This is a genomic window from Mesorhizobium sp. M5C.F.Ca.IN.020.32.2.1 (genome assembly GCF_004023105.1).
GTDB classification, from domain to species: Bacteria; Pseudomonadota; Alphaproteobacteria; order Rhizobiales; family Rhizobiaceae; genus Mesorhizobium; species Mesorhizobium wenxiniae.
In genome coordinates this window covers 1-7910 of sequence record NZ_RZSX01000226.1, presented here as the reverse complement: position 1 = coordinate 7910, position 7910 = coordinate 1, and the positions used below count along the sequence as shown (strand labels likewise).

The window sequence follows — 7910 nt, the reverse complement described above, 5'->3', positions numbered from 1 at the left end:
GAGGAATCAATATGAACACCGACGCTTTCACGGCCCATGAATCTAACGTTCGTCGTTATTGCCGGGCGTTCCCCGCGGTCTTTGCGAGGGCACTTGGGGCCACCATCTGGGACGAGACCGGTAAAGCATATATCGACTTCCTCGTTGGGTCCGGGGCGCTCAATTACGGGCACAACAATCCGGATATTATGGCGCCAGCGATTGAATATCTCTTCGGTGAGAACATTCTTCTGTCGCTTGATATGCATACGGCGGCAAAGCGTGACTTCATTGAAGGGTTCGTCGATTGGATCCTGAAACCCAGAGGCCTTTCGTACAAGATTCAGTTTCCCGGGCCGACCGGCACGAACGCCAACGAAGCGGCGCTGGCGCTGGCGCGAAAATACACCGGCCGCTCGAGCGTCATGGCCTTTACGAATGCGTTCCACGGCATGTCGCTCGGCTCTCTGGCGGTGTCGGGCTCGGCCTCAACCAGGGAACTGGGAGGCGTTGCTCGCCACGATGTGATCCGTGTTCCCTATGACGGCTATCCGAGCCAAGCTTTCGATTCCGCCAGTTACATCGACCACGTTTTGAGCGACGCGGGGAGCGGTATAGAAAAGCCTGCCGCAATCATTCTGGAGACGATCCAGGCGGAAGGCGGCATGAACGCCGCATCTGCAGCTTGGCTCACGGAAATTCAGCGCATTTGCCGTACTCACGGCATTGTTTTTATCGTCGACGATATTCAGGCGGGTGCCGGCCGAACTGGCGATTTCTTTTCATTCGAGTCCGCAAAAATCGAACCGGACATTGTGTGTCTTTCCAAGTCCCTAAGCGGTTCAGGTAGCCCGCTGTCCATCGTTCTGATTCGACCCGACTTGGACATATGGAAGCCCGGAGAACATAGCGGGACCTTCAGAGGCAACAATTTCGCCTTCGTAACGGCAGGAGCCATGTGCAAAATGTGGTCGGATAAACGATTTACCGCAGGTGTCGAGCGGACAGCCGTCAGGCTGCAAACGCACCTCGCCCGCCTCGTTGCGAAATTTCCAAGATACATCGAACAGAAGCGCGGCCGCGGTCTGATGGCCGGCCTGAAATGCCGTTCACCGGCAGTGGTCGGCCGCGTGCACGATGTCGCATTCGAAAATGGCCTTCTTATCGAATCCTCGGGGCCAAATCGCGACGTTATCAAAGTCCTCCCGCCGATAACCATCACCGATGCCGAACTCGATCGTGGCATCACCATCCTTGAACACGCACTACAGGAGCAAGACAATGCCTAGTCAGATATCTCAAGTGCCAGCCATCTCGCCGGTTTCGATCAAAGAACGGACCGGGTCGATCAACACGGCGGAGATCATCTCGGTCCTGAAAGGTGAGCTCACCGCTCTGCACATCAAGCAAGCTTTCAGCACCGAAGTAGCCGAGGAGATCACTACGAACTTTATTGGAAGCTCCGGTCTCAGAGAGCGTAAAGATGGTGTGCCCGGACAATATGTCGGCGCATCTCACTACAGGAAGGATGCAGCCACCTATTTCGCAGACGCCGAAAACGCGCGGCCGTACGTCGATGCCCTTTTTAAGAGTTTGGTTGACCCGGTTCGAGCAGTATTCGGGGCGTTGAAGCGAGAGCTTCACAACCAGGGCATCGAATTGCGGCTGGCCCGTTCCGAACACGGCCAGGCCAATGTTTGTCGCGCTCTCAGTTGGTCGGGCTCAGGCACGTTTTCCTTGGATCCACACGACGATGTCGCTCAAGTCCTACGTGCTGGCGATGATTACGAGCTTTCTTCGGTGGCGCACAACACTGTCGCAGCACTCAACTTCTATCCCAGCATGCCTGAGGAAGGCGGCAATCTGAAGCTCTGGAGCCACAAGCCGACGGTTGCGGACCGGCTATCGCAAGGTGTGGAGACCACTGGATATCCCTATTCGGCAGCCTATCTGGAGGCCGTCCCTTGCCGCGAGTTCGAGCTCAAAACCGGGGATATCGCCCTAATCGATGGCGGCTTCGTTCACGGGGTTACCGGTCAATCAGGCAACGGAAAGCGTCGCGTGCTGCTGAATTGCTTTTTCGGATTTGCCCGGCCTGATCTTGTTCTCTGGTGGACCTGAAATAGGAATGTCGCAGCGACCGACCGGATTTAGCCGGCAGTTAAAGCGTGAGCATCCTTCGTCACGGGGGACTTGCCACGGGTGATTTCCTCTAGCTGCAATTAGAGTCCATCCTAATTGATGTAGAAAGAAGATCACTCGTGGCGTGAGTTCCAACGAGGACATCGTTGCTTGCAAGGGGCCGGCCTCCGAAGCAGGGAAAGAAACATGTGGATCGTCGCACGAATTCTTTCTTGCGATCCGCGACGACTGCGGCGTCATAGCTTTGACCGGTTGAAAAGCCATTGACCATCCCACTGAGATGAACGCCTTGGATCCCTCGCCTCCGGCCCCGTCGCGTGCGTAAAGCGTCTGCCCTGGTAAGTCAGCACGGTAGAGATTGGGCCGGAATATTCTCATGCATCATGGCGCGCCACCTCCCGTCGAACGCACTATCGATCTCGCCGTGCCAAGACCGATCTCCCCGCGTGACTTGCCAAATGGTTGCCTCGCTATCCGCGGCTGACGGCTTGGGTGGAAGGCACCATCGACACACTTTAAAGATGGCTCAATATAACGAAACAATCTTAGATTCTCAGTTTTTGAAGGATTTCTCGAAAGGTCGCTCCGACTGAGTGAAAGCTGGCCTGACTCCTGGTCGCCCCGCAGAGGAGAGGCCGAATACCTCGCGAGCAATTGCCAGTCTGTCTTACGGCGGGAAAACTCAAACGTCAGTTCCTGTCCGGTTGGCTCTTGAAACAGAAGTCCATGGCCGTGATAAGCTTCGCATACCAGGAAATGTACTTGGCGCTACCCCGGAGGTAAAAGTAGGCGAAAATCACCTACAATATTGATGTTGTTTCAAAACATGATAACGAAATTGTATTATATTTTTAATATATAATTTGTTGAATTGGCCCCCAATAACGTGATATTGATCCCATAAGTTAACTGGATCAGGGGGTCTCATTCTTTTATTTTACTTAGGCAGAAACTGAGTTGCGAGATTTTCCAGGAGCCCAACAGGGGGCGCCGATACAGACGGAGGATGACTATGACCACGCTACCGCAAATCTCATTGGCGAAACTGTCTGCCGATGCGACGCGACATGAAGAGCAACAGCGCTTAGGCAATGCATGCGAGGTGTCCGGGTTCTTCTACCTTATCGAGCACGGAATCCCGAAGGAACAGATCGCGGATGCCATCGACGCGTCCCGGCGGTTCTTCGCGTTGCCACTGGCTACAAAGGAACGCTTCGGTCACGCCGCACAAAACGTGTACCCCACTATCGCACGTGGATACAGTCCGCTGTACGGCGAAATCCTGCATCCTGAGGCCGGCCGCGATCCAAAGGAAGTGTTCGATCTCGGAATCGACAACGAAGGCGATCGGCGTCCGTTTGCGGGGAGCACACTGTTTCCGGATGAGGCTTTGGCTCCTGGTTTCGCGCGAAGCCTGCTTGCCTTGCAGGCTACCGTGCTCCGCGAAGTCGTCCCGCAGCTCGGAACCGCGCTTGCCGACGTGATCGGTTTGGAACAGGGCTGGTTCCAACGGTATTTCAGCCCGCCGACGCTCGAGCAACGCGTAATTCGGTATCCAGCTCGCGGCGGCACGTGCGCCAAGCACACCGATGGTGGCTTCTTCACGCTGCTGCTGCAGGAGGAACTCCCCACCCGGTCGTTGCAGGTGTGGTTGCGCGGGCGCTGGATGCCAGTGCCGAGCCTGCCCGACAGTCTCGTAGTCAATTTGGGCGATATGCTTCAGGCTTTGAGCGACGACCGCTTCAAGAGTACGCCGCATCAGGTCGCGCACAATGGTCTGACCGACCGAATTTCGCTTCCCTTCTTTATCTATCCCGACGTCGACGCGCGCCTGACTTCGCGGGAAGGGCGCCACACCTTCAGTGTCGCGGAAATGATGCTGCGCAATTACGAGTCAGTCGAGACAGGGAATGGCGCCGGGCGCGCCCGAGAGTTGCAGTAAAGTGTCCGGTGTCCTCAGGCTGCCTAAACTCATGCGACGACCACCTCGGGGTGACACGCTGGGAGAACTCACGCAAAATCCCGCGTCGCGCGTATAGCGCGGCGGCGGGCGGACGGAAGCCGTCTAGTCATGGTCCTTGCAGCCCTTAGACAACCTTCAAGAACAGAAAGATACTCATGTTCGTGAGTCATGATCTCACCTATGCATTGCAGGCGACCCAGAATTGGGTCAGCGATCTGGCGTGGAGACTTCGTTGGCATGATCGCGAGCGGGTTTTCCTAGCTTTGATTGCAACGCTGCACGCCCTGCGCGACTGCCTGGGTCGGGACGAGGCCGTGTACATGGGTGCGCAGCTGCCAGCCTTACTGCGCGGCTTTTATTACGAGGGTTGGCACCCCGGCCGACGGGCCATAGCCAGAAACCGGAATTCGTTTCTCGATCGGATCCACGACGGCGTCCACCGCGACCCGGCAGTGGATCCGGAAGAGGTCGCCCGCTCCGTCCTAGGCCAATTGGCGGACCGTTTGTCTGCAGCAGAGATCGAAGAGGCCAAGGCTGCAACTCCGAGAGTTCTGCATGACCTTTGGCCAACCTGAGAGACTTGTGCCCTATTAGCGTATACGCGAAGCCAACGTATCTGCATTCTGGCGATCCATCTTGACCGGTATCGCCTCGAGCGCTCCTTCACGTGTCGGATTCCCATGAGCACGAACCCGAAGTCGCCCAACCAATCATTGTGACAGCGGGCTAATCCGATCACCTCTATTGCCCAAGGCTGACGGAGTTGCGGAGTGCCTCTTGGTTCACTTGAACCTGAGCCCTCCACGATCCTTCCGTTCGCGATCGGCAGACCGACGAATTGCCGACACCTCCATTTCTGCTAGAAGCTTCAGGTCATTCATCTCTTCCAATCCCTGATACAGGAGGGCTGCTGCTTGCCCGAAGCATCGCAGGGGTTAGTAACCCGCCCCGCAATTTGTCAGAGCTGACGACTACCGTGCCGCGATACAGATCGCGAACATGAAGGCCTAGGCACAGCGGTATATAGACTTGTCCCGAGCAGGGCCGACTGACGCCGAGCCAATGGATAGGCGCCAGAACGTCTGGGAATGCTCCGCCGAATAATGCTATCCCTTACGGCATTCACGTCTCGATTAGCGCTCATTCAGTATGGCGTGAGAGATCTTTTCAGCGACCATAATTGTTGGGATGTTCGTATTTGCTCTAGGGCAGAATGGCATCACCGACGCGTCGGCGACTCTTAAGCCCGACACTCGGTGAACGCGCCCAGACGGATCCGTGACACTAGTTGGCTCCAGAGCAGGTCCCATTCGACAGGTCGAAGTCGGATGGAAGTTTCCAAAGGCATTCTGGCGTATAAAGTGGTCGAGAAGCCCGTCGCTCTCGAGGAGGTCTGATACGCTATGACCATCGGTGATTACAGATCTTATGAGGCTTCGACGCAACCACGAGGTACTATCCATAAGCGTGGCGACAATGGAAGTGAGCCCGAAATTAAGGCGATTGTACTTGCTAATCCGCTTTGCTCGCCCAGTCCAGGTAGAAGGAAATGGGTCAAGTGCGAGCGCCACCAGCGCCTTGTGCTGAAGCAGCTGTGCTACGAACCGAAACGCCTCCTTCAACCGCTCAGCATCCCGCTTGTCGCTCAACATATTGAAGTTCACCTCCGGCTCAGTAGCATGAGAAGAATTCTTGAGCGAAACCGTTCCCGTCGAGTAGGCGCGGTTGACCCAAAAAGCCAAGGTGCCGAGGCGTTTACCGATCGGATGCCACGCGGACTTGGCGAGGGCTGAGATAGCCATATCGCTCGACGGGCAGCCCTCGAAACCTGACGAGTAACGAGCATGCATCTGAATGTAGCCGGTCGCGACAGGCGCCATGCGATCGTCCTGCCTCAAATACGCCGAGATGGCGACGCCCGGGTGCTCTTGAAGATTTTTCCCGACACCCTTTATATCTGCGACGACCGGGATGCCGACGTTTAACAGCTGTTCAGCTGGGCCGATCCCGGATCGCATCATCAAGGCCGGCGAATGGATGGCGCCGGCACATAGGATAACCGTTGACGCGCTAAATGAGGGCTTCCCGGTCTCACTTTCGGTCTCGACGCCAGTTATTTGACGTCCTGAACAGGTTAAACGTACCACCGTCGTCCGGGGCAGGATTGTCAGATTGGGTCGAGCTCGGACGCTCTGCGACAAGTAAGCCATTGCAGCTGAGACGCGATGACGGTTGAGGTTCGTCAATGGAACAACTGAGTGACCATCTCCAAACTCGCCATTAAAGTCTGGTCGAAAGGGTATCCCGTTATCTTCCAAAGCGTTCGAAGCGGCGCGAATAAATCCGGACCATTCTGCTTTGCTCACGCGTCTAATCGGCAATGGACCGTCGTTGCCATGAAATTCATTATTAAAATCCAGATCGCACTCTAGTCGGCGGAAATATGGCAGGACACCTTCCCAGTCCCAGCCCGTCGCACCGCAAGACGCCCATTCGTCATAGTCTCCGGGGGCTCCCCGATTAGCTACTTGAGCATTAATGCTAGAGCCCCCGCCCATGACCCGGGCTTGCTCATAGTGTGTACGCCTGCTGACATCCTGCACTATGGTTGCGCTGAGCGAGGGCCACTGATAACGCGGGTTGTAGTAAGCCCTCGTAGGGTCGCCATCGAGGATATCATCAGGGATAGCATCGGGGCAAAAGTCAGGACCAGCCTCAATGAGCAGGACCCGAGTTCCATTAGCCGATAGCCTGTTCGCCATGACGCATCCGGAAGAACCTCCACCCACAATTATATAATCGAATAACAAAGACGGTCCCCCGTTTTCTGCGCCCTGGAGAAGTGTCAGGCCGCGCGTGTGTTCGGCGACTTCATGTGATCGCTAATACAACTGGCCACGTGGCAAGCCGAGTGGGTGACTCAGGAACTAATCCGCGCTTCAGACCGTGGCTTTCGCTCAAACCAAAAGGGTTGGGCGGCACGGGGCTCTAGCAGGATCTTTAGTCCACTCGGGGAATGGAGAAGCTCATCCAGGAGAGCTCGGCCTCTACTTCGACCGCACCGGCCGGAGGTTCGATCCGTTCGTGGTTTCCAAGAATAGCTGTCCAATCTCCGCATATCCATCGAGTTTTGACCAATTGTGAATTGCCTACCACGTTGCGAGCCATTGTAGATGTGTTTAGGTCGATCTAGGATGAGTATATACTCACTGGTTTAAGGGCTCGCCTCCCCCCTAAGGTATGAGCATGTCCCAGAGCTCAGCCGTGCCGAACTGCCGGCTTTGCGCAAACACCGGTACGGCGATTCAGCTCGGGGTCGCTGACGGTTCGAGGTGCCCATCTGAGATGCGCGTCGAACAGCGACACAGTGTATATCGCGTATTTTGGCTAAAATCCCCCACGCGTATTGGTAGGGTGGCAGTTTCCCGGCCAAGGCGAGTTGCGGCGAGAACAGCGACTCTCGTAAGCGAGCGGGATCGATCCTCGCCGTCGACTTTGAGGTGGGCATTACTGGTGCAGCGCGGCCGGAAGCCGAATGAGGAGCCATCCAAAAGCTGGCCGATGCGACGGTTCCGGAACATAGTCTTCCCACCTGCATCTCGGTTCCTGGGGCGCGGAAGACGAGTGAGCCCGCTCATGTCTCATTTCTCACAATGCTCTACGCAGAAACTGACGTCGCTACGTTGATGGCTCTCTTAAAGGACTCGCTCAGTCGGATCCGCCAGCACGTCGCGCTGCTAGCTATCGATGTTCGATGCCGTGGAGTCGCTTCGGTGAGGCGTTCGCCATAGTGTTCTTCACCGCGCTGATACTGTCGCGAACAATT

At 56.1% G+C, this 7910-nt stretch carries 5 protein-coding genes; 4 read left to right on the top strand and 1 reads right to left on the bottom strand.

Going from position 1 to position 7910, the window contains the following annotated elements; genetic code table 11:
• The first annotated feature begins 11 nt into the window (after positions 1–11).
• From ectB to EOA86_RS13655, 4 genes are all read left to right on the top strand, one after another.
• Positions 12–1268, top strand: coding sequence for a diaminobutyrate--2-oxoglutarate transaminase (gene ectB, locus EOA86_RS13670; RefSeq protein ID WP_091599440.1), 1257 nt, complete (start codon positions 12–14; stop codon positions 1266–1268).
• Entirely contained in the window at positions 1261–2100 is an 840-nt protein-coding gene (locus EOA86_RS13665; RefSeq protein WP_091599437.1) for a hypothetical protein, read from the top strand. Before ectB ends, EOA86_RS13665 begins: the two co-directional genes overlap by 8 nt.
• A 1033-nt stretch (positions 2101–3133) precedes the next feature.
• Positions 3134–4063, top strand: a complete 930-nt coding sequence (locus EOA86_RS13660; protein WP_091599567.1) for a 2-oxoglutarate and iron-dependent oxygenase domain-containing protein — start codon at positions 3134–3136, stop codon at positions 4061–4063.
• A gap of 176 nt (positions 4064–4239) precedes the next feature.
• Positions 4240–4659: a DUF2267 domain-containing protein gene (locus tag EOA86_RS13655; protein WP_091599435.1), complete on the top strand. Its 420-nt coding sequence runs from the start codon at positions 4240–4242 to the stop codon at positions 4657–4659.
• Positions 4660–5217: 558 nt separating this feature from the next.
• Here the strand turns inward: EOA86_RS13655 and EOA86_RS13650 are convergent.
• Positions 5218–6894: a GMC family oxidoreductase N-terminal domain-containing protein gene (locus EOA86_RS13650; RefSeq protein ID WP_091599432.1), complete on the bottom strand. Its 1677-nt coding sequence runs from the start codon at positions 6892–6894 to the stop codon at positions 5218–5220.
• Positions 6895–7910: the final 1016 nt, after the last annotated feature.

Bases quoted from the DNA above. Each gene is read 5' to 3' on its own strand.
- EOA86_RS13665 (WP_091599437.1), top strand. From the start codon at position 1,261: ATGCCTAGTCAGATATCTCAAGTGCCAGCCATCTCGCCGGTTTCGATC.
- EOA86_RS13655 (WP_091599435.1), top strand. From the start codon at position 4,240: ATGTTCGTGAGTCATGATCTCACCTATGCATTGCAGGCGACCCAGAAT.
- EOA86_RS13660 (WP_091599567.1), top strand. From the start codon at position 3,134: ATGACCACGCTACCGCAAATCTCATTGGCGAAACTGTCTGCCGATGCG.
- ectB (WP_091599440.1), top strand. From the start codon at position 12: ATGAACACCGACGCTTTCACGGCCCATGAATCTAACGTTCGTCGTTAT.